A 23,552-nucleotide genomic window follows, 5' to 3' on the forward strand; every position below is an offset into this window, starting at 1 on the left:
TCGGCCGGGACCCCGTGCCCACCGTCTCAGCAGCCGGGGAGGCGCTCGATCAGGTAACGCTCGACCTGGTCCAGCGAGACGCGCTCCTGGCCCATGGTGTCCCGGTTGCGCACCGTCACGGCGTTGTCGTCCAGCGTGTCGAAGTCGACGGTCACGCAGAACGGGGTGCCGATCTCGTCCTGCCGGCGGTAGCGGCGGCCGATCGCCTGCGAGTCGTCGAACTCCACCACCCAGCGCTTGCGCAGCAGCGTGGCGAGGTCCTTCGCCTTGGGCGACAGCGCCTCGTTGCGGGACAGCGGCAGCACCGCCACCTTCACCGGGGCCAGCCGCGGGTCGAACCGCATCACCGTGCGCTTGTCGACGCCGCCCTTGGTGTTCGGCGCCTCGTCCTCGTCGTACGCCTCCAGCAGGAAGGCGAGCACCGCGCGGGTCAGACCGGCGGCCGGCTCGATGACGTACGGCATCCAGCGCTCGCCCTTGGTCTGGTCGAAGTACGACAGGTCGACGCCGGAGTGCTTGCTGTGCGTGGAGAGGTCGAAGTCGGTGCGGTTGGCGACACCCTCCAGCTCGGCGAACTCGGTCCCGCCGAACTGGAAGCGGTACTCGATGTCGACAGTGCGCTTCGAGTAGTGCGAGAGCTTCTCGGCAGGGTGCTCGTAGAGGCGCAGGTTGTCCGCCGACAGACCCAGGTCGAGGTACCAGTTCCAGCGCTCCTGGAGCCAGTACTCGTGCCACTCTTCGTCGGTGCCCGGCTCGACGAAGAACTCCATCTCCATCTGCTCGAACTCGCGGGTCCGGAAGATGAAGTTGCCCGGGGTGATCTCGTTGCGGAACGACTTGCCGGTCTGCGCGATGCCGAACGGCGGCTTCTTGCGGGCGACCGTCTCGACGTTCTTGTAGTTGACGAAGATGCCCTGCGCGGTCTCCGGGCGCAGGTAGTGCAGCCCCTCGTCGCTCTCCACCGGGCCGAGGTAGGTCTTCATCAGGCCGTTGAACATCTTGGGCTCGGTGAAGGTGCCCTTGTTGCCGCAGTTGGGGCAGTTGATCTCGGCGAGCGAGGCCGGCGGGTGGCCGTGCTTGGCCTCGTACGCCTCCTCCAGGTGGTCGGCCCGGAACCGCTTGTGGCAGAACTGGCACTCGGTGAGCGGGTCGACGAACTCGGCGATGTGGCCGGACGCCTCCCACACCTTGCGGGCCAGGATCACCGCGGAGTCGAGGCCGACGACGTCGTCGCGCTGCTGGACCATGGTCTTCCACCACTGCCGGCGGACGTTCTCCTTCAGCTCCACGCCGAGCGGACCGTAGTCCCACGCCGATCGGGTGCCTCCGTAGATCTCGCTGGAGGGGAAGACGAAGCCTCGGCGCTTGGCGAGACTGACGACGGCGTCGATACGGTCGACTGGCATGTTTCCTCCTACGCCGGCTGGCGGTCGGCGGGGGCGAGATGTGGATGGATCGGGTCGGTTCGGGACAACGGTACGACCACCGGCGTCCCGAGCCCAGCAGAATACCGGGGGCGGGTCAGCTCACCCCGCACACCTCCATGCCGCCGGTCTGACCGTCCTGGCCCAGGCTGACCTGCTGTCGCTCCCGGTCGCCGCCGTCGAGGGTCACGTCGACTCCGACGGTCAGGTTGGTGGTGTCCACCTCACCCACCCGGAACGCGGTGACCTGCGGCTCGGCGGCCGCCCGCCGCTCGAACTCGGGGCGGGACTCGCGCCGCTGCGCGTCGTCGCAGAGCTGGTCGTACGCCCGGCCGTAGTTTCGCTCGACGAGCGCCTGGTAGTAGTCGCCGGTCACCGTACGGCCCTGCTCGCGTACCGCCTGCACGCCGCTCACGGCCAGGCCGACGACGGCCGTGCCTCCTCCGCCACAGCAGAGCAGCACGGCGAGGGCGCCGACGCCGAGGCCGATCCAGAGCCGGGTCCGGCGGCCCTCGGTGGGCGGCGCGGCGAACGGCGGAGCCACACCGGGACCGGGCGGCGGGGCGGGTGCGGTCATAGGAGCAGGGTAGTGCCCGGCGGCTCAGCGGTAAGGACCAGCAGCCCGATCACTCTCGGCGACCACCACGGCTCCCCCGGGCGCGGCGCTGGCCAGCGCCTCGTACGCGGACGGCTCGTCGACCGACTCGGCGAGCAACGGCACCGCGGTCACCTTGACCTCGAAGGCGCCCAGCGCCCGCCGGTAGGTGCCGACCGACTCCCACTCGGTGACGAGTGACCAGTACCGGGGGTCGTCCAGGGCTCGGACCAGTTGGCCGCGCAGGTAGCCGGGGCAGGCGGCCAGCGCGGTGAGGGCGGCGTGCGCCCGTTCGGCGAAGCCGTCGGCGACATCGACGTCGACCACGAACCGGTTGGTCACCAGCACCGGGGGTTCCTCCTCGTAGAGTCTGTGGGATGCAGCGTACGCAGCGCCCTCTGCTGGCCCGGTTGGCCGGGGCGAACCCAACGTCGGTGTTCCTGCTCACCCTGGTGGTGGTGCTGGTGGCGTTCTTCACGCCGGGGGTGGTCGGCGGGCTGCTGACGCTGGCCCTCGCCGCCGCCCTGATCGCCCTGTTGGCGACCACCTGGCCGGTTCAGGCCCCGCAGACCCGGCTGATCCGGCTGCTGATGCTGACCCTGCTGGTCACGGTGGGCCTCGCGAAGCTGCTCTGACATGCAAGCATGCGTTTTTGACAATCATTGTCGTTACCACGGACAGTTGGGGACATGACCAACCGCACCACGTCCCGCGTCCTGGCCGCCGCGACCGCCCTGCTCGCCCTGGGCGCCGTCGCCGGCTGCTCCACCGGCGGCGCGGCCGGCGCCGATCCCCAACGGGTCGACGTGGTGGCCGCGTTCTACCCACTCCAGTTCATCGCCGAGCGCGTCGGCGGTGACGCGGTCCACGTGACCAACCTGGCCAAGCCCGGCGCCGAGCCGCACGACCTGGAGCTGAGCCCTCGCCAGGTCGGCCAGGTCACCGAGGCCGAGCTGATCGTCTACCTGAAGGGCTTCCAGCCCGCGGTGGACGAGACGGTCGCGCAGGACGACGACGCCCGGGTGTTCGACGTGGCCGGCGTGCAGCCGCTGTTGGACGCGAGCGCCGGCGGCCACAACCACGAGGGTGCGGAGGAGCAGGGCGAGGAGCAGCACGCTCACGCCAAGGACCCGCACGTCTGGCTCGACCCGACCCGGCTCGCCGCCATCGGCGACCAGCTCGCCCAGCGGCTCGGCGAGGTCGACGCGGACCACGCCGCCGACTACACCGCCCGGGCCACGGCGCTGCGCGCCGACCTGACGGCCCTCGACGGCGGGTTCACCCAGGGCCTCGCGACCTGCCAGCGGCGGGAGATCGTGACCAGCCACACCGCGTTCGGCTACCTGGCCGACCGCTACCGGCTCGAACAGGTCGGCATCACCGGGCTGAGCCCGGACGTCGAGCCCTCGCCGCAGCGGCTCGCCCGGGTCATCGAGGATGCGAAGGCGCACCACGCCACCACGATCTTCTTCGAGGCGCTGGTCAGCCCGAAGGTCGCCGAGACCATCGCCGGTCAGGTCGGCGCGAAGACCGCGGTGCTCGACCCGATCGAAGGACTCGCCGCGGGCAGCGGCTCGGACTACCTTTCGGTGATGCGTACCAACCTGCAGACCCTGCGGACGGCGTTGAGCTGCTCGTGAGCACCCCCGTCATCACCGTCGAGCACGGCGCGGTCGGCTACGACGGCCGCCCGGTGCTCCGGGACGTCTCGCTCACCGTGACCGCCGGGGAGGTGGTCGCGGTGCTCGGCGCCAACGGCTCCGGCAAGTCCACGCTGATCCGCGCGATCCTCGGCCTGGTGCCGCTCGGCGCCGGCTCGATCACCCTCTTCGACCGGCCGTTGCGCCAGTTCCGCCAGTGGCAGCGCATCGGGTACGTCCCGCAGCGCCTCGGCGCCGGCGGAGGCGTGCCCGCCACCGTCCGCGAGGTGGTGGCGTCCGGCCGACTGGCCCGCCGGGGGATCCTGCGCCCGCCCGGCGCGGCCGACCGGGCCGCCGTCGACGCGGCCCTGCGCGCGGTCGGGCTCGCCGACCGGGCCACCGACCCGGTGTCCACCCTCTCCGGCGGTCAGCAGCAGCGCACCCTGATCGCCCGTGCGCTGGCCGGCCGGCCGGAGCTGCTGATCCTCGACGAGCCCACCGCCGGGGTGGACGCGGCCAGCCAGGAGGCGTTCGCGGGCGCGCTGCGTGACTTCGTCGCCGACGGCGGGACGGTGCTGCTGGTGGCACACGAGTTGGGCCCGTTGCGGCCGGTGATCAGCCGGGCGGTCGTCGTCCACCAGGGCGGCGTCTGTCACGACGGCCCGGTTCCGGACCCGGCCGGCCACCACGCGGAGCCCGACCACGACCACGTGCACCCGCACGGTCCCGACGAGCCCGCCGGGCTGTGGAGCAACTGACCATGGAACTCTTCCAGTACCCCTACATGCAACGCGCCCTGATCGGCGCGCTGGTGATCGGCCTGGCCGCGCCGGCGCTCGGCATCTACCTGGTGCAGCGCCGACTGACGCTGATCGGCGACGGCATCGGCCACGTGGCGTTGACCGGCGTCGGCGCCGGCCTGCTCCTCAACCGCTCGCCGGTGCTGGTGGCGGTGATCGTCGCCACGGTCGGCGCGATCGCCATCGAGGTGGTCCGCGCGCGCGGGCGGACCTCCGGCGACCTGGCCCTGGCGCTGCTCTTCTACGGCGGCATCGCCGGCGGCGTCCTGCTGGTCGGCCTCTCGGACGCGACCAGCGCCAACCTCAACGCCTACCTGTTCGGGTCCCTGCTCTCCACCTCGACCACCGACCTGATCACCGTCGGCGTGCTCGGCGCGGCGATCCTGCTCACCATGATCGTGCTGCGGCCGGCGCTCTTCGCGATCAGCCACGACGAGGAGTACGCCCGCGTGTCCGGCCTGCCGGTGCGCACCCTCAACCTGCTGATCGCGGTCACCACAGCGGTCACGGTGACCATCGCGATGCGGGCCGTCGGAGTGCTGCTGATCAGCGCGCTGATGGTGGTTCCGGTGGCCACCGCCCAGCAGGTCACCCGGGGCTTCCGCAGCACGATGGCCGCCGCGATGGCGCTCGGGTTCTTCGCTGCCGGCTCCGGCGTCTGGGTGGCGGCCACCGCCGACACCCCGCCCGGCGCCTCGGTGGTGCTGCTGGCGATCGCCTCGTTCCTGGTGGTGGCCGTGGCTGGCGCGCTCTGGCGGGCGGTACGCCGCCGCACCGCGCCGGCCCCCGTACCGGCGCCGGAACCGCACGAGGTCGTCCTGCACTGAGCCCGATCGGCGGATGTCGGTGGTATTGGTTACCGTTGCAAGATGACCAGCGCAACAGGCTACGAGGGTTTCGACGGAGCCAGCGAGTTGCTCCGGGCCCTGTCGGCGCCCATCCGGCTGGCCATCGTCAGCGAGCTGGCCAGCGGCGAGCGGTGCGTGCACGAGCTGGTGGAGAAGCTGGGCGCGGCACAGCCGCTGGTGTCCCAGCACCTGCGGGTGCTGCGCGGAGCGGGCGTGGTGCGGGGCTCCCGCCGGGGCCGGGAGATCGCCTACAGCCTGGTCGACGAGCACGTCGCGCACATCGTGGCGGACGCGGTCAGCCACGCCGGGGAGGGATCATGAGCGAGAGCGGCGCCGCGGTGCGCAACACCCGGCAGCGCTCGGCGGTGAGCGCGCTGCTGGGCGAGATGGAGGGCTTCCACAGCGCCCAGGACCTGCACGCGATGCTCCGGCAGCGCGGTGAGCGGGTCGGCCTCACGACTGTCTACCGCACCCTGCAGGGGCTGGCCGACGCGGGCGAGATCGACGTGATGCGCCCGCCGGGCGGCGAGCACCTCTACCGCCGGTGCAGCGAGGGGCACCACCACCACCTGGTCTGCCGGGCCTGCGGGCGTACGGTCGAGGTGGCCGGCCCCGCGGTGGAGAGCTGGGCCGACCGGGTCGCCGCACAACACGGCTACGCCGACGTCAGCCACACCCTGGAGATCTTCGGCACCTGCCCGGCCTGCGTCCGCTGACCAGCGTGGCCGACCTTCGGTTCAGCCCGGTCCAGCCGGTGGGCGACACCGTCGCGTTCGGGGACCTGCGGCTCGCCTGATCGCCGGTCCCCCAACCGGGCGGCGGTGGCGGGGAGCGGAGCCTGCGGCGCTCCGGGCCGGGGTCACCCCGGCCACCGATCGACGGGTGCCGGGCGGGGACCGTTCGTGGCACGCTGTCCGGCGTGAAGATCTACGCCGATCGGTTTCCGACCGCCGTCCGCCAGTTGCTCACCGACCTGCTCGTCGTCGCCTGGGTGTACGTCGCGATCCGCGCCGCGCTCTGGCTGCACGACCTGGTGCAGAAGCTCGCCGTACCCGGGCAGAAGCTGGAGGGCGCCGGCAGTGGCCTCGCCGACAACCTCGCCGACGCCGGCGGCAAGGTCCGGCGGGTGCCGCTGGTCGGTGACGAGCTGACCGCGCCCTTCCAGCGGGCCGCCGACGCCGCCCGGGGTCTCGCCGACGCCGGCCGCGACCAGCAGCACCTGGTCGACCAGCTCGCCCTCGCCCTCACCGTCGCGGTGCTGATCTTCCCGCTCGGCCTGGTGCTCTTCGGTTGGCTGCCGCTGCGGCTGCGCTGGATGCGCCGGGCCGGATCGGCCGCGAAGCTGGCCGCCGGGCCGGCCGGGCGGGATCTGCTCGCGCTACGCGCGCTGGCCACCCAGCCGCTGGGCCGGCTGACCCGGATCGCGCCGGACGTCGCCGAGGCGTGGCGACGTGGCGACGACGACACCGTCGACGCCCTGGCCGCGCTGGAGCTACGCCAACTCGGCCTGCGCAGCAGAGGCCGCTGAACCTGCGGTACGCCCCTGGCTTGATCCACACCAGATCGCCGATGTGGGTCTGTCCGGGCCGCCGGATGCCCCCACCTCGGCGACCTGGTGTGGATCGACCACCAGCTGCCGTCGCGTGCCACAACCTGCGTGCGGCACGCCGGCCGTTAAGGTCTTCGGGTGTTCTACTTCCTGATCGTCATCGCCGTACTGCTGCTCGGCTACGCCGCCGTCCTGGTCTCCCTCGTCCGCCGGGGCAGGAAGATCCCACCCGCGGCGTACCTCGCCCTGGCCGGGCTCAACGGTCTGATCCTGGCGGGGGTGCTGGCCTGGGCGGTCGCCCGCTGACAGCGCGCCGGGCAGCCAGGCCACGCCGCGGCGGCACGGCACGCGCAAACGCAGCACGGCAAGCGCGGCCGGCACGGCAAGCGCGGCCAACGCGACCAGTCCGGCCGGCGCGAACAGCGGCGAGGGGCGGCCCGGCGGGCGGGCCGCAGGGGGTCAGGCCGCGGGGTCGGAGGTTACGGCTTCGGCGGGATGCGGCGGCGGACGTCCTCGGCGGTGGACGGGCCGGGCGACCAGCGGGCCACCCAGGGCAACTCGTCGGACGGGGTGACGACCCCCTCCTCCAGCCCCGCGTAGCGGCCGGCGAGGATCCGCTTGGCGGCGGCCGTGTCGACGGAGTCGGTGTTGTCCCAGAGTGCCGTGAACAGCGCGTCCACCCGGACCCGGGCCTGCCGGCAGAACAGGTCGGCCAGCTCGACGTTCTCCGGCCGCGTGTCGCGCTCGGCGGACGCCCGGACGCAGACGGCGGACATCGCGAACAACTCCGCGCCGATGTCCACCACGCGCCCGAGGAACGCCTGCTTGCGCTCCAGCTTTCCCTGCCAGCGGGACATCGCGTAGAACGTCGACCGGGCCAGCTTGCGCGACGACCGTTCCACCTGGCGCAGGTGCGCGGCCAGGGGCCCGAACTCGGCGTACGCCGATGGGCTCTGGCCCTTGCCGACCGCGAGGGTGGGCAGCCACCTCGCGTAGAACGCTCCCGCACGGGCGCCGGCGCGGGCCTTGCGGCCGAGCCCCGCCTCCGGGTCGATGATGTCGCCGGCCACCGAGAGGTGGGCGTCGACCGCCTCCCGGGCGATCAGCAGATGCATGATCTCGGTCGAGCCCTCGAAGATCCGGTTGATCCGCAGGTCGCGGAGCACCTGCTCGACGTTGGCCGGGCGTTCGCCGCGGGCGGCCAGCGAGTCGGCCGTCTCGTAGCCACGCCCGCCCCGGATCTGGATCAGCTCGTCGGCGATCTTCCAGGCCATCTCGCTGGCGTACAGCTTGACCAGCGCCGCCTCGATCCGGATGTCGTTGCGGTCGTCGTCGGCGAGCAGGCAGCACAGGTCGAGCATGGTCTCCATGCCGTACGTGGTGGCGGCGATGAAGGAGAGCTTCTGGGCGACCGCCTCGTGCTCGCCCACCGGCCGGCCCCACTGGACGCGGTCGGCGGCCCACCCCCGGGCCACGTTCAACGACCACTTGCCGGCGCCCACGCACATGGCCGGCAGCGAGAGCCGACCGGTGTTCAGCGTGGTCAGGGCGATCTTGAGCCCCTTGCCCTCACCGCCGATGACGTTCTCCGCCGGCACGAACACGTCGTGGAACCGGGTCAGGCTGTTCTCCAGACCGCGCAGGCCGACGAACTCGTTGCGCCGCTCCACGGTGATGCCCGCGCTGTCGCCGTCCACCACGAACGCGGTGATCCCGCCGCGCCGACCCTCGGCGGCGGGCACCCGGGCCATCACCACCAGCAGGGTCGCGACGATGCCGTTGGTGGCCCAGAGCTTGACCCCGTTGAGTCGGTAGCCGGTGCCGTCCTCGGTCGGCTCGGCGGTGGTGGCGAGCCGGGCCGGGTCGGAGCCCACGTCCGGCTCGGTGAGCAGGAACGCGGAGACCTCGCCCGCGGCGAGCCGGGGCAGGAAGCGCTGCTTCTGCTCGGCGGTGCCGAACATCTTCAGCGGCTGCGGCACCCCGATCGACTGGTGGGCCGAGAGCAGCGCGCCGATCGCCGGGCTGACCGAGCCGGCCAGCATCAGCGCCCGGCAGTAGTGCAGGTTGCTCAGCCCGAGGCCGCCGTACTTGCGGTCGATCTTCATGCCGAACGCGCCGAGGTCGGCCAGCCCGTGGAACACGGCGTCCGGAATGGAGGCGTCCCGTTCGATGGCAGCGCCGTCCACCTCGGAGGTGAGGAAGGCGCGGAACCGACCAAGGAACTCCTCGGCGCGGGCCACGTCGTCCGGGTCGGAGCGGGGCCAGGGATCGATCAGGTCGAGCCGGAACCGCCCGAGGAACAGCTCCTTGCCGAAGCTGGGCCGATCCCAGGTGGACTCCCGGGCGGCCTCGGCGACCTGCCGGGCCTCCTTCTCGGAGACCTGCCCCGCCTCCGCCGGCAACGGCCCGGTGCTGCCCGGTGTGACGCTGCCGGCTTCGGAGTCGGGGCCGTCCGGTGCCGGTCGGCCATTCTGCGTCGTGGTCACGGCTGCCCCCTCGAACCTCGGTTGCGGCTGCGTCGACGTGCGCGACTACCGTCACGCTACCCCCGGTTGTTACCCAGGGGTAGCGCTGCGTGCGGATCGTCTGCTCGCTGCTCCGGCGGGGTCAGCGGCCGCTGAGCGTGTCCGGGTCGTCATCGTCGTCGTCGATGTCGTCGTCCCCCCAGTTGCGGCGGGCGAACGGCAGGATCACCCAGAACAGGAGGAACCAGAGCCCGGCCAGCGCGCTGAGCAGGAACGCGATCGGCCGGTCCAGCACGAAGTCGGTGATCAGCAGGACCGCGCTGACCATCGCGATCAGCATGAAGGCGAGGCCGCCGGTGGCCATCCGGTGCGCGAACCGCACCAGCTCCGGCTTGCGCCCCTGACGGAACAGCGCCCGGTGGAACGCCACCGGCGAGATGATCATCGCGGTGGCGGCGGCCGCGGCGAGCAGCGCGACGATGTAGACGTCCCGCTGGAACTCGCTGGTCCGGGTGAACCCGTTGCTGAACGGCAGGGTGAGCAGGAAGGCGAAGAGGATCTGCACGCCGGTCTGGGCGACCCGCAGCTCCTGCAACAGGTCGGCGAAGTTGCGCTGCCAACGCTGCTTCTCGGTCTCCTTGGACACGCGCTACCTCCGGTCAGACGGTACTGCCGGCGGTCCCAGCCGCCGGCAGCAACGCCAATGCCCCACACGGCCGAGCGCGAAACAGGCTCACGACACGTTCCGGCCATCTCCCCGTCGCCCGCCGGTCATCGCCCGGTCGCCGTGCCGTCGCCCGCCCGCCCCAAGCCGAGCCGCCCGCGCCACCCGCCGTGCCGTCGCCCGCCCGCGCCATGCCGACCGCCCGGGTCGCGCCATCGCCCGCGCCGCCGGGGGTCAGGAGCCGCGGCGGATCCGGCCGGCGTATCTGGCCTCCAGGGCCGTGTTGTGCGCGTCGCCGTCCGGGATGTTCGCCGACAGGTAGACCGGGGGCCGCTCCCCCGCTGCCAGCAACCGGGCGACGACCTCCACGGTGATCTGCTGCGCCAGCAGCGCCGCCGTGATCGAGGAGACCGCGCCGACCGCGCCACCGCCGGGCAGCGGCAGGGTCGCGTCGCCGTACGGTGCGCCGTTGTCGAGCACCACGTCGGCGAGGTCGGCCAGCTTGCGCCCGGACGGGTGGCGGGACGTCATCCGGCCGGAGTGCTGCGCCGAGGTGATCGCCACCAGCGGGTGACCATGCTCCTTGACCAGCGTGGCGAACTCGACCATCGCGCCGTTGACCCCGGAGTTCGACGCGAGCACGAAGACGTCGGCAGGGCGTACGGGGGCCAGCTCCCAGAGCCGGTGCGCCACCGCCGGGTCCCGCTCCAGCAGCGGCCCGAGACGATCGGCCGGTTCGCCGCCGAGCAGCACCAGGTCACGCAGCGCGATCCGGTTGGTGGGCACCAGACCACCCGCCCGACCGGCGATCTCCATGGCGAGGGCCTCCGAGTGCCCGGTGCCGAAGGCGTGCACCACCCCGTCGGCGCGTACCGCTTCGGCGATCAGATCGGCGGCCCGCCCGACCGCATCCCGCTGGCTGGCGGCCACCCGGCCGATCGTCTCGGTCACCACGGCCAGGTAGTCCTCGGCGCTCACACTCATGCGTCCTCCGTCGTCCGGTTGCGGGCCATCCACTGCACCGCGAAGTCGACCGCCGCCCGCTGGCGTACCAACCTCCCCGTCCCCGCGCCCAGCGGGCCGCAGCGCACCGCCCCGGTGGCCTCCAGGTCCCGACCCAACGCGCCGAAGTCGCCCGCGTCGAGCCGGGGCGTACACCCAGCAGGCGCAGCTGCGCGGCGAGCGAGCGACGGGTGTCCGGCCCGCCGGCAGGTGCCGTCACGGCGCTCCTCCGCCCGGCGCCGGCCCACCCGGCGCCCGACGGCCCGACGCCCGACGGCCCGACGCTGGTCTGCCCGGCGCGTCTCGGCACGGCACGGCTCAGGCCGTCCCGGCGATCCGGGCCAGGACCGCCTCGGCCAGCGCGGCGGGTGCGGCGTCCGGAATCCAGTGGCTCACCCCGGGCAGCGGTACGAAGCGGTAGTCACCGGTGACATTGGCCTCGCACGCCTCGGCGGCGGTCCGCCCGATGGCGACGTCCCGGTCGCTCCAGACGTAGGTGGTGGGTACCGCGACCGGGCCGACGCCGGCCAGGTCGGCACGGGACATGGCCCGGTACCAGTTCAGGGCGGCGGTGAGCGCACCCGGCTCGCGCATCGGGTCGGCGTAGCGGTCCACCCGGGAGGCGTCACCCACCCCGCCGAGCATCTTGCGCAGCGCCGTCGCGTGCCACGCCAGCAGCACCTTCTCGGCCTTGCCCGGCTTGCGGAACAGCGCGATGTACGACGAGCGCGCCTTCTGCTGGCCGTCGGTGGCGAGAGCGTGCGCCATGGCCGCCGGATGCGGCACGGACACCGCGGTCAACGTACGGACCCGCTCGGGGTGCGCGGCGGCCACCGCCCAGGCCACGATCGCGCCCCAGTCGTGGCCGACCAGGTGGACGGCGTCCACATCGAGCGCGTCGAGCACCGCCACCACGTCGGCGACCAGTTCCGGAATCCGGTACGCGACCACCGCCTCCGGCCGGGCACCCGGCGAGTAGCCCCGCTGGTCCAGCGCGTACGTGCGCAGCCCGGCGGCGTGCAGTGCCGGCACGACGTCGTCCCACTCGCCGCTGTGCTGCGGGAAGCCGTGCAGCAGGAGGACGGGAATGCCGTCGGCCGGGCCGCCGGTGCCTATCTCGAACGTGAGACCTCGCGCGTCGACCTGCATGATCGGCAGCCTACCCAGCCGGCCGAGCGCCGGCCCTGATGCGCGGGCGGCCGAATGCCCTGCTGGGCCGTTACCCCTGGTCGGTGCTAGCGTCACCGAGACAACTTCACATCCGACAGGGGAGCGCACAGCGCTGAGAGTGCGGGCACGCCCGCAGACCCTCGAACCTGATCTGGGTAATGCCAGCGCAGGGAGTTCGGTCGACCTCCAGCCGCGCCGTGAGTCCGGTGCCACCGGGCGCGCGGCGTGCGTCTTCTCCTGGTTCGTTCCACTGAACTGGGAGCACAGCATGGACAACACCACCAGCCGTTGGCGCACCATCGACATCGTGGTCGCCTCGGTGATCGCGGTCGCCTTCGGCGTCATCTTCTGGGCCTGGGGCCTGGTCTGGAGCGCCACCGAGGGCGCGTTCGCCTTCTTCCCGCCCGCGCAGACGCTGATCTACGGCGTCTGGCTGCTGCCGGCCGTCGTCGGCGGCCTGGTCATCCGCAAGCCCGGCGCCGCGCTCTACTGCGAAACGGTGGCCGCGGTCGTCTCCGCGCTGCTGGGCAGCCAGTGGGCCGGCACGGTGATCCCCCAGGGCATCGTGCAGGGCATCGGGGCCGAGCTGGCGTTCGCCGCTTTCCGGTACCGGTCGTACCGGCTGCCGACCGCCGTGCTGGCCGGCGCGCTGACCGGTCTCAGCGCGGCGCTGTTCGACTTCTTCGTCTGGAACGTCGACTACGCGCTGGGCGACTACCGCATCCCGTACGCCCTGCTCACCATCGTCAGCGCCACGATCATCGCTGGCGTGGGCGGCTGGCTGCTCACCCGCGCCCTGGCCAACACCGGCGCGCTGGACCGCTTCCCGGTAGGCCGAAACCGCGCCCTCATCTGAGGGCGCAACTGTCCCGGTGATCAAGAGGTTTGCGTCAACGGAAGCCGGAATTCTGACGCAAACCTCTTGATCACCGGCGGGGAGACGGCGGGAAGACGGCGGGAGGACGGCCGGGAGACGGCCGGGAGACGGCCGGGAGGGGGTGTTGGGTGGGCGGGGTACTGCTGCGGGGGTTCGGGTGGCGGCATGCCGGGCGGCGGGCCTGGGCCGTGCGCGGGGTGGATCTGCGGGTCGAGGCCGGAGAACGGGTGCTGCTGCTCGGGCCCTCCGGGGCCGGTAAGAGCACCCTGCTCACCGCGCTGGCCGGGCTGCTGCCCGAGGATTCCGGTGAGCAGGAGGGCACCGTCGAGATCGACGGGCTCGACCCCCGCAAGGCGCGGGAACGGGTCGGCATCGTCTTCCAGGACCCGCAGACCCAGCTGGTGATGGCGCGCAGCGGCGACGACGTCGCGTTCGGGCTGGAGAACCGGGGCGTGCCGACGGACGAGATCTGGCCCCGGGTCGACGAAGCGCTGCGGCGGGTCGGCTTCCCGTACCCCCGCGACCGCAGCACTGCCGCGCTCTCCGGCGGCGAGCAGCAACGCCTGGCCCTGGCCGGCGCGCTTGCCCTGCGGCCCGGCCTGCTGCTGCTCGACGAGCCGACCGCCAACCTCGACCCGGACGGGGCCGACCTGGTCCGGGGCGCGGTGGCGGGCGCGCTGGACGCCGACACCACACTGATCCTGGTCGAACACCGGGTCGCCGAGGCGCTGCCACTGGTCGACCGGGTGGTCGTCCTGGAGCCTGGCGGCGGGGTCCGCGCGGACGGGACGCCCGAGGCGGTCTTCGCCGCGCACGGCGCTGCCCTCGCCGCCGAGGGCGTCTGGGTGCCCGGTCACCCCATCGCACCCCGCACGGCCACCGCCGCCCCTGGCGACCTGCTGCTCACCGCCGACCGGCTCGGCCTGCCGCCCCGGCTGGGCCCCACCGACCTGGCGGTACGCGCCGGAGAGGCACTCGCCGTACGCGGACCCAACGGCGCCGGCAAGTCCACCCTGGCGCTGCTGCTCGGCGGCCTGCTCAAACCGGGCGCCGGCCGCGTCACCGCCTCGGCCGAGTTGGCCGGCGCCGACCACCGCGCTCCCCCGCACCGCTGGCGAGCGCCCGCGCTGGCCCGACGGATCGGGTCGGTCTTCCAGGACCCGGAGCACCAGTTCGTCACCGGCACCGTCTTCGACGAGCTGGCGCTCGGGCCACGCCGGACGGGTCAACCCGAGGCTGCCGTCCGGGAGACCGCCGCGGGGCTGCTGGACCGGCTGCGGCTGACCCGACTCGCGGCCGCCAACCCGTACACCCTCTCCGGTGGGGAGGCGCGGCGACTGAGCGTGGCGACGGCCCTGGCCACGGCGCCCCGCCTGCTGATCTGCGACGAACCGACCTTCGGGCAGGACCGGCGGACCTGGCGGGAGCTGGTCGACCTCTTCGCCGACCTGCGGGACGCCGGGCACGGCGTGGTCACGGTCACCCACGACCTCGACTTCGTCGCCGCGCTCGCCGATCGCACGGTCACCCTCCAGCGGGCACCGGACGGCGCCCGGTGATCAGCATCGAGCCGATCGCCGCGCCCGGCGCCCCGCTGGCCCGGCGCAACCCGGTGGCGAAGGTGGCCGCCGCGCTGGTCTTCTCGTTCACCCTGCTGGCGACGCTCGACCCGGTGGCGCCGGCGATCGCCATCGCGGTCGAACTGGCCGTCCTGCCGCTGTTCGGCGTCCGCTACCGGATGCTGGCCCGGCGGGCCCTGCCCCTGCTGCTCAGCGCCGCCGGCATCCTGGTCACCCTGGTGCTCTTCGCCGCCGACCAGTCCGGCCGGATCCTGCTGGACGCCGGGCCGGTGCTGGTGAGCACCGGCGTGCTGCGCACCGCTCTCGGCCTGGTGCTGCGGGTCTTCGCGGTGGCCCTGCCCGGCGTGATCGTCTTCGCCACCACCGACCCGACCGACCTGGCGGACGCGCTGATCCAGAACGCGAAGGCGCCGGCGCGGTTCGCCGTCGGGTCGCTGGCCGCGTTCCGGCTGGTGCCGCTGCTCGGTCAGGAATGGCAGATGATCAGCATGGCCCGGCGGGCACGCGGCGTCGACGCCGGACGCAACCCGGTGGCGAAGCTGCGGCTGTTCGCGTCCACGGCGTTCGCGCTGCTGGTCGGGGCGATCCGCCGGGGCACCCGGCTGGCCGTCGCCATGGACGCGCGCGGCTTCGACGGCGACACACCCCGTACCGTCGCCCGACGCCAGCGCTTCGGCCTCGCCGACGCGCTGCTGATCGCCGGGGCGGCCGCGCTGGCCGGAGCAGCCCTGACCACAAGCGTGCTCCTCGGCACCTTCCGCCCGCTGATCGGCTGAGCGGGCCGCTCAGCCAGTCGAGACGATCCGCACCACCTCGGTGATGCGGTGGTCTCCTGCACTGCGCAGGCCACCACATCACCGACATTGGTGCCACCGCCCCGACGGGTCGGGTCGGTCAGCTCCGGCGGAAGGCGTACCGGCGGGGCTGGCCGGCCCGTTGGCTGCGGCCACCGCCCGAGCGGTTACCGCCGGCCTGCGGTGGCCCGGCCGTCGGTGCCGTCGGTCGCCCGGCGGTCTTCGGCAGATCGTCCACCGTCGGCGCGTCGACCGCCGCCGGCACGTCGACGGCCAGCGCCGGCTCGACCAGCGCCGCAGGCAACGCGGGCTCCACCGGCGCCGCCGGCTCGGTCAGCACGGCTGGCAGCGCCGGCTCGATCGGTTCGACCGGGAGGTCGGGGCGGGTGGGTGGGAGCGGGCCGTGGCCGGCCGCCGGGTCGGTGCCCAGCGGCGTCGGCGCGGGCGTACGGGTCTTCTTCGGATTGCGCCTGGCGGGCATCCGGGCCTCCTTCGGTGCCGACCTTCCCGGCGGTCCCGCGCTCCCGCGGTCGGTCGGATCGGCTGGTGACCGTGGCAACGCGACGGTCGAATGGGAAGGGACTGCTCACCGGGGATCGGGCTGGGTCAACACCGCCGAACGGTGGACGGAGACGCGCGACGCCCGGGAGCGCACGGACCGCGATCGCGGGGCGGCGGGCCGGCTCGGGAAGTGGGGCGTCAGTTACGCATGCCCGAACCCTAACCACCGCCCGATGAGACGCGCACCCGATTTCCTGGCACGATCGGCGCATGCTGATCGCGTTCTCGATCACTCCGCTCGGTGCCGGCGACTCCGTGGGTGACCTGGTTGCCGAGGCGGTACGGGTGGTCCGCGAGTCCGGGTTGCCCAACCGGACCGATGCCATGTTCACCACCGTCGAGGGCGAGTGGGACGAGGTGATGGCGGTGGTGAAGCGGGCGGTCGACGTGGTGGCCGCGCAGGCGCCCCGGGTGAGCGTCGTCCTGAAGGCCGACGTTCGGCCCGGGGTCACCGATGCGCTCACCGCGAAGGTGGCGCGTGTGGAGGATCGACTGGCCCAGGGGTGAGCGTGGCTGCCGGTCGAGGTGTGGACGCGCCGGGCGAACGGGCCGCGACCAGGCGGTGACCCGCCGTGGGACGACCCGCCCACGATGCCGCGCGCCGCGATACGGTCGCAGCAGGATAGTTCGACGGCGAGAGGTGGCGGCACGAATGGCTGAGCAGGCGACGGCGCAGATCGGCGTGACCGGGCTGGCGGTGATGGGCCGAAACCTGGCCCGCAACCTGGCCCGCAACGGCTTTACCGTGGCGGTGCACAACCGGTCGCCGGAGCGCACCCGCAGCCTCGTCGCCGAGCACGGTGACGAGGGCTCCTTCGTGCCCGGTGAGTCGATGGCCGACTTCGTGGCGTCGCTGGAACGGCCCCGCGCGGTGATCGTGATGGTCAAGGCCGGTGCGCCCACCGACGCCGTGATCGACGAGCTGGTGCCGCTGCTGGAGGAGGGCGACATCATCGTCGACTGCGGCAACGCCCACTTCGCCGACACCCGTCGCCGGGAGGAGTCGCTGCGCGCGCAGGGGCTGCACTTCAGCGGCACCGGCGTCTCCGGTGGTGAGGAGGGCGCGCTGCTCGGGCCGAGCATCATGCCGGGCGGTTCCGCCGAGTCGTACGCCAAGCTCGGGCCGATGTTCGAGAAGATCGCCGCCCACGTGGACGGCGTGCCGTGCTGCATGCACGTCGGGCCGGACGGCGCCGGGCACTTCGTCAAGATGGTGCACAACGGCATCGAGTACGCCGACATGCAGCTCATCGCCGAGGCGTACGACCTGCTCCGGTCCGGCCTGGGCGCGAAGCCGGCGGAGATCGCGGAGATCTTCCGCGACTGGAACAACGGCGAGCTGGAGTCCTTCCTCATCGAGATCACCGCCGACGTGCTCGCGCACACCGACGCGGCGACCGGCCGCGCGTTCGTCGACGTCGTGCAGGACCGGGCCGAGCAGAAGGGCACCGGCCGGTGGACGGTGCAGAGCGCCCTCGACCTGGGCATCCCGATCACCGGGATCGCCGAGGCGACGTTCGCCCGCTCGCTGTCCGGGCACGTCGACCAGCGCGAGGCGGCCCGGCGGGCGTTCCCGGACGCCGGTGAGAAGTGGCAGGTCGCCGACCGGGACGCGTTCGTGGAGGACGTGCGCCGGGCGCTGCTCGCTTCCAAGATCGTCGCGTACGCGCAGGGCTTCGACCACATCCGGGCCGGCAGCCAGGAATACGACTGGGACATCGACCTCGGCGGCACGGCGACCATCTGGCGGGGCGGCTGCATCATCCGCGCCCGCTTCCTGAACCGCATCCGCGAGGCGTACGACGAGCAGCCCGACCTGCCGACGCTGCTCGTGGCGCCGTACTTCGCCGAGGCGGTCGCGGCCGGCGTGCCGAGCTGGCGGCGGGTCGTGGCCGACGCGGCCCGGGCGGGGGTGCCGACGCCGGCGTTCTCGTCGTCGCTGGCGTACTTCGACGGGCTGCGCGCCGAGCGGCTGCCCGCCGCGCTGATCCAGGGCCTGCGGGACAACTTCGGCGCGCACACCTACCAGCGCGTCGACCGCGAGGGCTCGTTCCACACCACCTGGGCCGGCGAGAAGACCGAGTCCCCGGCGTAGCCGGAATCGCCCCGCGCGCCGCGCCCCGCAAGATCGTGCTCGATCCATGATGTGGTGGCCTTCCGACAACGGGAGGCCACTACATCCATGTTCGAGCGTGATCATGGGACCCGACGGCAGGTACGCGTGGGCACCCGTCAGGCGACCGTGGCGTGCATCTCCCAGACGAGGATCTCGGCCGGCTCGTGGGCGGTCACCCGCCGGCCGCCGGTCATGGTGAGCCGGGCGGCGTCGCCGGTGCCGAGCGGGCCGCTGTCCTCCAGGGTCACCGTGCCGTTCGGCACGTACAGGTGCACGAAGGGCGCGTCCGGGAGGGTGACCTCGTCGCCGGGGCCGAGTCGGGCGGCGTGCAGGGTCGCGTACCGGTTGCGGATCCGGATCGCGGACGCGCCGTCGTAGCGGTCCATCCCGGACGCGATCGGCACCAGGCCGCCGCGCAGCAACTCGTCCTCGATCTCCAGCTGCTCGTAGCCGGGGTCGACGCCCTGTTCATCGGGGAGCACCCACATCTGCACGAAGTGCACGGGGTCGCTGTGCGGCGCCTGGTTGTTGAGCCGCCAGGCGTCGTTCTTCTCCGAGTGCAGGATGCCGGTGCCGGCGCTCATCCGCTGCGCCAGGCCGGGGTAGATCACCCCGGAGTGGCCTGTGGAGTCCTGGTGCACGAGTGAGCCGCGCAGCACCCAGGTGACGATCTCCATGTCCTCGTGCGGGTGGGTCTCGAAGCCGGCGCCGGGCCGGACCACGTCGTCGTTGTTCACCAGCAGCAACCCGTGGTGGGTGTTGGCCGGGTCGTAGTGCCGGGAGAACGAGAAGGAGTGCTTGGAGTCCAACCAGGAGATCCGGGTGGCGAACCGGTCCTCGGCCCGACGCAGGTCGACCGACGGCGCGGGTGCGGTCACCAGGCACGCTGCCCGGCGTCGGGAGTCGACGGCGCCCAGGTCAGGGCCGGTTCACCGGTGACCAGCTCGGCGATCTCACCGGTGCGCAGTTGCGGCGTGTGACCGAACTCCGCGCAGTGCTGCTCGGCGATCTCGGCGCAGATCTCGGCGACCTGTTCGCAGATCGGGTCGCCCAGATCCGCCGCGTTCAACGCCATGATCATTTTGTACCGGAGATCCCGCATATCCACCCCCAGCCGCCGATTCCCGCCGAGTCCCGCCACCTCCGGACCCTACCTGCCCCCACCTCCCCGAACCCCGAAACAACCAACCCAGGCCCCCACCCCGGCCGCGTCGATCATGGAGTTGTGGCGGTGAACGAAAGTCGTGAATGCGGCCGAACCGGCCACCACAAATCCATGATCGACAGGGTGAGACGCCGGCGCCGCCCCGCACGTCGTGTGCGGGGCGGCGCCGGGAGGGTGGTCTCGCGTTACCAGAACCGGCGGCGCTTGGCCTTCTGCGGGCGGATCAGATCCGCGCCCCTGGTCAGCAGCCGGGTCGCCCCGGAGGGACCACGCCGGGCCTCCAGGGTGTGGCTGAGCCGGCGGGCGCCGGCCGCGGCCAGCGGCACCGCGATCGCCATCACCGCCCACTGGGCAATGCGCTTCTGGATCATGTGGGTTCACCTCCGTCAGTGGCTTCTGACGTTCCTGATACCCAGCGTGACGGGTGGATAAGCCTCGCTCAGACCGTCGGAGCCACCGGGTTGGGCAGCGCGCCGCCGAACCGCCGGTCCCGCTGGGCGTACAGCTCGCACGCGTACCAGAGGTGGCGGCGGTCGAAGTCCGGCCAGAGGGTGTCCAGGAAGACCAACTCGGCGTACGCGGTCTGCCAGAGCAGGAAGTTGGAGATCCGCTCCTCGCCGGAGGGCCGCAGGAACAGGTCCACCTCCGGGATCTCCGGGTGGTACAGGTATTTCGCGACGGTCTTCTCGGTGACCTTCGACGGGTCCAGTCGACCGGCCGCCACGTCCCGGGCGATCGCCGCGGCGGCGTCGCCGATCTCGGCCTGCCCGCCGTAGTTCACACAGAACTGCAGGGTCAGCGTCGAGTTGCCCCGGGACATCTCCTCGGCGGTCTGCAACTCGGAGATGACGCTCTTCCACAACCGCCCCGGCCGCCCCGACCAGACCACCCGGACGCCGAGGTCGACCAGCTGGTCGCGGCGTCGACGGATCACGTCCCGGTTGAACCCCATCAGGAACCGGACCTCGTCGGGCGAGCGCCGCCAGTTCTCGGTGGAGAACGCGTACGCCGACAGGTAGGGGATGCCCATCTCGATCGCGCCCTCGATGGTGTCGAAGAGGCTGTGCTCCCCCGCCTCGTGGCCCTTGGTGCGGGGCAACCCGCGCTCCTTGGCCCACCGGCCGTTGCCGTCCATCACGACGGCCACGTGCTTCGGCACCGCCTCGCTCGGCAGCGCCGGCGGCCGGGCACCGGACGGGTGCGGCGTCGGTGGCGTCGGCTCCCGCCGGCCGGACCTCATCGATCGGATCACTCGGCTCTCTCCCTGCTCGTGCCGTCCGCACCGGCCTCGACGTCACCGCGCGGCCGGAGCATCGCAGCCCCACCGCCGCCCGGCGGCGGGACCGTGCCGGCGACCGAGGGCCCCCGGTCGACCAGCGGCAGCGAGCGTAGCGCGCGTTCCAGATGCCACTGGAGGTGCGCCGCGACCAGCCCGCTGCACTCCCGACGTACACCGGTCTCGGTGGCGTCGGCGACCACCCAGTCGCCGGTGGTCAGCGCGGACATCAGGTCGATGGTGGCCGGCGCGGGATGGGCCGCGCCGGGCGGCCGGCAGTCCGGGCAGACCGCGCCGCCGGCCGGCACGGAGAACGCGCGGTGCCGCCCGGGGGTGCCGCAGACCGCGCAGGCGATCAGCGCCGGAGCCCAGCCCGCGAGAGCCATCCCGCGCAGCAGGTACGCGTCGAGCACCAGCGTGGTCGCGTGTTCGCCCCGGGACAGCGCCTTCAACGCCCCCACGGTGAGCTGGAACAGCCGCAGCGACGGCTCCCGCTCGACCGGCGTCAGCCGCTCGGCGGTCTCGGCGATCGCGCTGGCCGCCGTGTAGCGGGGATAGTCGCCGAGGAACCGCTTGCCGTACAGCTCGATGCCCTCGACCTGGCTGACCGTGTGCAGCGAGCTGCCGTGGTTGCCCTTGGGGTCACCGGCGAGTTGGAGGTCGACGTGACCGAACGGCTCCAGCCGGGCGCCGAACTTGCTCATCGTGCGCCGGACCCCCCGGGCGACCGCCCGCAGCCGGCCGTGCCGGCGGGTGAGCAGCGTGATGATCCGGTCGGACTCGCCGAGCTTCTGAACGCGCAGCACCACCGCGTCGTCGCGGTAGAGCTGTCGGCGGTACCCGGCCATCGGACCATTCTCCCTCGGGGTGTGAAATCAGGGTTGGTTCGGGGTGGACGCGCGGACGAACCCCGATGCGCCCGGCTCGTCACCGGCCGTAGCGTGCTCGTCATGGCACTGCACGAGACCACCGCCGCCCGTCGTCGCCACGCCACCGCGCCCGTCGCGTTGGGGCTGGCCACCGCCCTCATCCTGCTCGCCGGGTGCGACAACCTGTCCTTCCGCCGGCTCGACTACGACAACACCGAGGCGGTGAAGATCAGCACCATCCGGGTGCAGGGGGGCTCCGGAGACGTGATCGTCCGAGGCGGCGGCGCGGCGGGCGAGGCACGGATCAAGCGGGTCGTGCGCTATCAGGGCGGCGAACCCAAGGCCCGGTACGAGATCAAGGACAGCGAGCTGGTGCTGGACACCGACTGCGGCGACCGGTGCAGCGTCTCGTACGAGGTGACCGTCCCCGGGGGCGTGACCGTGCAGGGCGAGAGCGGCTCGGGTGACGTCGAGCTGACCAGGGTCGGCGCGGTGAAGCTGCGGCTGGGCTCGGGCGACGTGCGGATCAGCGACGTCGCCGGTGCGATCGACGTGGAGACCGGCTCCGGCAACATCGAGCTGAGCGAGGCCCGTTCGGCCGTACGACTGCGCGCCGGCTCCGGCGACATCACGGCTCGCCGCGTGGGCGGAACGACGGACGCCGAGGCCGGCTCCGGCAACGTCGTCGTCGAGCTGGAGACCGCCGCCTCGGCGCGTCTGCACGCCTCCAGCGGGGACGTCTCGCTGGTGGTGCCGGCCGGCAGTTACCGGGTCCGCTCCAACACCGGCTCCGGCGACGCCCGGATCACCGTCACCGACGACCCGGCCGCCTCCCTGGTGCTCGACGGCTCGGCCGGCAGCGGCGACGTGTCGATCAGCCAGCGTTGATCTCGACGGTCGCCGCCGCTCCGGACACCCGCTGCGCCGGTACCGCCGCCCGTCCGACGGTCTCGCCGACTCCGAGACGACCCGCCGGACCACTGTCGGAGGGGGCCGGCGGGCCGGTCGGGCGCGACGAGCCGGCGGGAATCAGCTCCGGGCGGCGACGGGCGGCGACGTCCTCGACCCAGCCGACGGCCAGGGTGACCAGACCGACAAGCGCGAAGACCAGCAGCACCCGGACAGCCAGCCCCACCGGGTCCTGGTGCGACCAACCGACCACGTCGACCAGCGGGGTGAGCGCCACCACGAACGGCATGTGCCAGAGATAGATGGTGAGCGCCCGCCGGTTGAACACGGTCACCACCCGTTCGGCCAGCCGGCTGCGCTCCAGCCAGGCCACCCCGGCCGGCGCCCGACCCAGCACGACCAGGATGAACGCGGCCGACCAGAGCGCGTTGCCGAGGTGGTTGTCGTTGAGGTCGTACCCGCGCGGGCCGGGATGCGTGACGATCCAGGCCCCGCCGACGACCGCGAGGCCCAGCGACAGCGGGTACAGCACCCGGCCGGTGAGTCGACGCAGCATCCCGGCGTGGTGGGCGAAGCCGAGCAGCCACGCGCCGAAGTACAGGCCGAACTCGCGCACCACCGGCGGCGCCGGGTAGATCCCCACCTCGATCGTCACCAGCACCACGTACGGGGCGAGCAGGGTGGGCAACGGGGCCCGCCGGAACAGCCAGAGCGCGACCGGCGAGGCGAGCACGAACCACAGGTAGTCCCGCAGGTACCAGATGATGCTCAGCGCCAGGGCGCCCCAGTTGTTCGCCGGCGGGTCGGTGATCGGGAACAGCCACAGCAGCACCCGGGGCGACAGCGCCAGCCCGGTGAGCAGCATGGCCGGCACGAAGACCGCCGCCAGCACCCACAGCGACGGCAACAGCCGGCGCAACCGGCGGCCGACCGCCACCGGGCCGGACCGCGCGAGCGAGGCGGCCATCAACGAGCCGGCCAGCGCGAACATCACCGACATGGCGGGGAAGACGAGGGTGAGGGTCGCCCAGCCGGTGACGTGGTAGACGACCACCCGGACGATGGCGAGGAAACGGAGCAGATCGAGGTATCTGTTGCGCATCAGCCTGCATCTGGATCGGGGACGCGGTGCTTTCTCCCCTACCCTTCGCGGCCCGCGCGCCAAACGACGCCGACCCCGGCCGATCGTGAGGCTGCCCATGGGGCTAACCGGAAACGATCAGGCCGACCGGCACCCGCCCCTCAGCA

At 72.8% G+C, this 23,552-nt stretch carries 29 protein-coding genes and 1 riboswitch; of the genes, 14 read left to right on the plus strand and 15 right to left on the minus strand.

Annotated elements, in window-relative coordinates; translation table 11 throughout:
• Positions 1-26 precede the first annotated feature (26 nt).
• The 3 genes from ABZT87_RS11880 to ABZT87_RS11890 form a co-directional block, all read right to left on the minus strand.
• On the minus strand, positions 27-1,406 hold the full coding sequence (locus ABZT87_RS11880) for a glycine--tRNA ligase (RefSeq protein ID WP_354854648.1): 1,380 nt from the start codon (positions 1,404-1,406) through the stop codon (positions 27-29).
• Between the two features lie 115 nt (positions 1,407-1,521).
• The gene (locus tag ABZT87_RS11885; RefSeq protein ID WP_355135298.1) at positions 1,522-2,001 is read right to left on the minus strand and encodes a hypothetical protein; all 480 of its coding nucleotides are present in this window, start codon (positions 1,999-2,001) and stop codon (positions 1,522-1,524) included.
• Between the two features lie 24 nt (positions 2,002-2,025).
• Positions 2,026-2,367, minus strand: coding sequence for an antibiotic biosynthesis monooxygenase (locus tag ABZT87_RS11890; RefSeq protein WP_354854652.1), 342 nt, complete (start codon positions 2,365-2,367; stop codon positions 2,026-2,028).
• 29 nt (positions 2,368-2,396) lie between these two features.
• On the opposite strand from ABZT87_RS11890, the gene ABZT87_RS11895 reads away from it, so the two are divergent.
• From ABZT87_RS11895 to ABZT87_RS11930, 8 genes are all read left to right on the plus strand, one after another.
• Complete coding sequence (locus ABZT87_RS11895) at positions 2,397-2,654, plus strand: hypothetical protein (RefSeq protein WP_354854653.1); 258 nt, start codon at positions 2,397-2,399, stop codon at positions 2,652-2,654.
• Positions 2,655-2,708: 54 nt separating this feature from the next.
• Complete coding sequence (locus ABZT87_RS11900) at positions 2,709-3,659, plus strand: metal ABC transporter substrate-binding protein (protein ID WP_355135300.1); 951 nt, start codon at positions 2,709-2,711, stop codon at positions 3,657-3,659.
• The gene (locus ABZT87_RS11905) at positions 3,656-4,417 is read left to right on the plus strand and encodes a metal ABC transporter ATP-binding protein (RefSeq protein WP_355135302.1); all 762 of its coding nucleotides are present in this window, start codon (positions 3,656-3,658) and stop codon (positions 4,415-4,417) included. Before ABZT87_RS11900 ends, ABZT87_RS11905 begins: the two co-directional genes overlap by 4 nt.
• 2 nt (positions 4,418-4,419) lie before the next feature.
• Entirely contained in the window at positions 4,420-5,286 is an 867-nt protein-coding gene (locus ABZT87_RS11910; RefSeq protein ID WP_354854658.1) for a metal ABC transporter permease, read from the plus strand.
• A gap of 42 nt (positions 5,287-5,328) precedes the next feature.
• The gene (locus ABZT87_RS11915; RefSeq protein ID WP_354854660.1) at positions 5,329-5,628 is read left to right on the plus strand and encodes a metalloregulator ArsR/SmtB family transcription factor; all 300 of its coding nucleotides are present in this window, start codon (positions 5,329-5,331) and stop codon (positions 5,626-5,628) included.
• Entirely contained in the window at positions 5,625-6,023 is a 399-nt protein-coding gene (locus ABZT87_RS11920; protein WP_203150761.1) for a Fur family transcriptional regulator, read from the plus strand. The genes ABZT87_RS11915 and ABZT87_RS11920 overlap by 4 nt, the downstream gene beginning before the upstream one ends.
• 203 nt (positions 6,024-6,226) lie before the next feature.
• Positions 6,227-6,835, plus strand: a complete 609-nt coding sequence (locus ABZT87_RS11925; RefSeq protein ID WP_355135304.1) for a hypothetical protein — start codon at positions 6,227-6,229, stop codon at positions 6,833-6,835.
• Between the two features lie 159 nt (positions 6,836-6,994).
• Positions 6,995-7,162: a hypothetical protein gene (locus ABZT87_RS11930; protein ID WP_234587259.1), complete on the plus strand. Its 168-nt coding sequence runs from the start codon at positions 6,995-6,997 to the stop codon at positions 7,160-7,162.
• 173 nt (positions 7,163-7,335) lie between these two features.
• On the opposite strand, the gene ABZT87_RS11935 is transcribed toward ABZT87_RS11930, so the two are convergent.
• From ABZT87_RS11935 to ABZT87_RS11955, 5 genes are all read right to left on the minus strand, one after another.
• Positions 7,336-9,342: an acyl-CoA dehydrogenase family protein gene (locus ABZT87_RS11935; RefSeq protein WP_355135306.1), complete on the minus strand. Its 2,007-nt coding sequence runs from the start codon at positions 9,340-9,342 to the stop codon at positions 7,336-7,338.
• Positions 9,343-9,463: 121 nt separating this feature from the next.
• Entirely contained in the window at positions 9,464-9,967 is a 504-nt protein-coding gene (locus ABZT87_RS11940) for a DUF6328 family protein (RefSeq protein ID WP_354854666.1), read from the minus strand.
• 252 nt (positions 9,968-10,219) lie between these two features.
• Positions 10,220-10,969, minus strand: coding sequence for an SIS domain-containing protein (locus tag ABZT87_RS11945; protein WP_355135308.1), 750 nt, complete (start codon positions 10,967-10,969; stop codon positions 10,220-10,222).
• Positions 10,966-11,235, minus strand: coding sequence for an AAC(3) family N-acetyltransferase (locus ABZT87_RS11950; protein WP_355135310.1), 270 nt, complete (start codon positions 11,233-11,235; stop codon positions 10,966-10,968). Before ABZT87_RS11950 ends, ABZT87_RS11945 begins: the two co-directional genes overlap by 4 nt.
• Positions 11,236-11,305: 70 nt before the next feature.
• Positions 11,306-12,136: an alpha/beta fold hydrolase gene (locus ABZT87_RS11955; protein WP_355067071.1), complete on the minus strand. Its 831-nt coding sequence runs from the start codon at positions 12,134-12,136 to the stop codon at positions 11,306-11,308.
• Between the two features lie 107 nt (positions 12,137-12,243).
• Positions 12,244-12,348: riboswitch (TPP riboswitch) on the plus strand.
• Positions 12,349-12,425: 77 nt separating this feature from the next.
• On the opposite strand from ABZT87_RS11955, the gene ABZT87_RS11960 reads away from it, so the two are divergent.
• The 3 genes from ABZT87_RS11960 (at position 12,426) to ABZT87_RS11970 (ending at position 15,390) form a co-directional block, all read left to right on the plus strand.
• The gene (locus ABZT87_RS11960) at positions 12,426-13,013 is read left to right on the plus strand and encodes an ECF transporter S component (protein WP_355067070.1); all 588 of its coding nucleotides are present in this window, start codon (positions 12,426-12,428) and stop codon (positions 13,011-13,013) included.
• 149 nt (positions 13,014-13,162) lie between these two features.
• Positions 13,163-14,593 carry an ABC transporter ATP-binding protein gene (locus ABZT87_RS11965; protein ID WP_355135312.1) on the plus strand — a complete coding sequence of 477 codons (1,431 nt, stop codon included), beginning with the start codon at positions 13,163-13,165 and terminating at the stop codon, positions 14,591-14,593.
• Positions 14,590-15,390, plus strand: a complete 801-nt coding sequence (locus ABZT87_RS11970) for an energy-coupling factor transporter transmembrane component T (protein ID WP_355067069.1) — start codon at positions 14,590-14,592, stop codon at positions 15,388-15,390. Before ABZT87_RS11965 ends, ABZT87_RS11970 begins: the two co-directional genes overlap by 4 nt.
• 118 nt (positions 15,391-15,508) lie before the next feature.
• Here the strand turns inward: ABZT87_RS11970 and ABZT87_RS11975 are convergent, their stop codons facing one another.
• Positions 15,509-15,889, minus strand: coding sequence for a hypothetical protein (locus tag ABZT87_RS11975; RefSeq protein WP_355067068.1), 381 nt, complete (start codon positions 15,887-15,889; stop codon positions 15,509-15,511).
• A gap of 290 nt (positions 15,890-16,179) precedes the next feature.
• Here ABZT87_RS11975 and ABZT87_RS11980 point away from each other — a divergent pair, with 290 nt between their 5' ends.
• Together ABZT87_RS11980 and gndA are read left to right on the plus strand one after the other, a co-directional pair.
• A complete protein-coding gene (locus ABZT87_RS11980; protein ID WP_354854679.1) occupies positions 16,180-16,476 on the plus strand; it encodes an MTH1187 family thiamine-binding protein in 297 nt (98 codons plus the stop codon).
• A gap of 145 nt (positions 16,477-16,621) precedes the next feature.
• Positions 16,622-18,064 carry an NADP-dependent phosphogluconate dehydrogenase gene (gene gndA, locus ABZT87_RS11985; RefSeq protein WP_355067067.1) on the plus strand — a complete coding sequence of 481 codons (1,443 nt, stop codon included), beginning with the start codon at positions 16,622-16,624 and terminating at the stop codon, positions 18,062-18,064.
• 137 nt (positions 18,065-18,201) lie between these two features.
• Here the strand turns inward: gndA and ABZT87_RS11990 are convergent, their stop codons facing one another.
• The 5 genes from ABZT87_RS11990 to recO all read right to left on the minus strand — a co-directional run bounded on the left by ABZT87_RS11990 (position 18,202) and on the right by recO (position 21,374).
• On the minus strand, positions 18,202-18,963 hold the full coding sequence (locus tag ABZT87_RS11990; protein ID WP_355135314.1) for a pirin family protein: 762 nt from the start codon (positions 18,961-18,963) through the stop codon (positions 18,202-18,204).
• Positions 18,960-19,160, minus strand: a complete 201-nt coding sequence (locus tag ABZT87_RS11995) for a thioredoxin reductase (protein WP_354854685.1) — start codon at positions 19,158-19,160, stop codon at positions 18,960-18,962. Before ABZT87_RS11995 ends, ABZT87_RS11990 begins: the two co-directional genes overlap by 4 nt.
• A gap of 275 nt (positions 19,161-19,435) precedes the next feature.
• Entirely contained in the window at positions 19,436-19,621 is a 186-nt protein-coding gene (locus ABZT87_RS12000; RefSeq protein WP_121655421.1) for a hypothetical protein, read from the minus strand.
• 68 nt (positions 19,622-19,689) lie between these two features.
• Entirely contained in the window at positions 19,690-20,490 is an 801-nt protein-coding gene (locus tag ABZT87_RS12005) for an isoprenyl transferase (protein ID WP_354862036.1), read from the minus strand.
• Positions 20,491-20,498: 8 nt separating this feature from the next.
• Complete coding sequence (gene recO / locus ABZT87_RS12010; protein WP_355067065.1) at positions 20,499-21,374, minus strand: DNA repair protein RecO; 876 nt, start codon at positions 21,372-21,374, stop codon at positions 20,499-20,501.
• A gap of 102 nt (positions 21,375-21,476) precedes the next feature.
• Here recO and ABZT87_RS12015 point away from each other — a divergent pair, with 102 nt between their 5' ends.
• Positions 21,477-22,283 (plus strand): DUF4097 family beta strand repeat-containing protein, encoded by an 807-nt coding sequence (locus tag ABZT87_RS12015; protein ID WP_355135316.1) that lies wholly within the window; start codon positions 21,477-21,479, stop codon positions 22,281-22,283.
• Here the strand turns inward: ABZT87_RS12015 and ABZT87_RS12020 are convergent.
• Positions 22,270-23,406, minus strand: coding sequence for an acyltransferase (locus ABZT87_RS12020; RefSeq protein WP_355135318.1), 1,137 nt, complete (start codon positions 23,404-23,406; stop codon positions 22,270-22,272). The genes ABZT87_RS12015 and ABZT87_RS12020 overlap by 14 nt on opposite strands.
• Between the last annotated feature and the right edge of the window lie 146 nt (positions 23,407-23,552).

This window comes from Micromonospora sp. NPDC005237, assembly GCF_040607775.1.
Taxonomy (GTDB): Bacteria; Actinomycetota; Actinomycetes; order Mycobacteriales; family Micromonosporaceae; genus Micromonospora.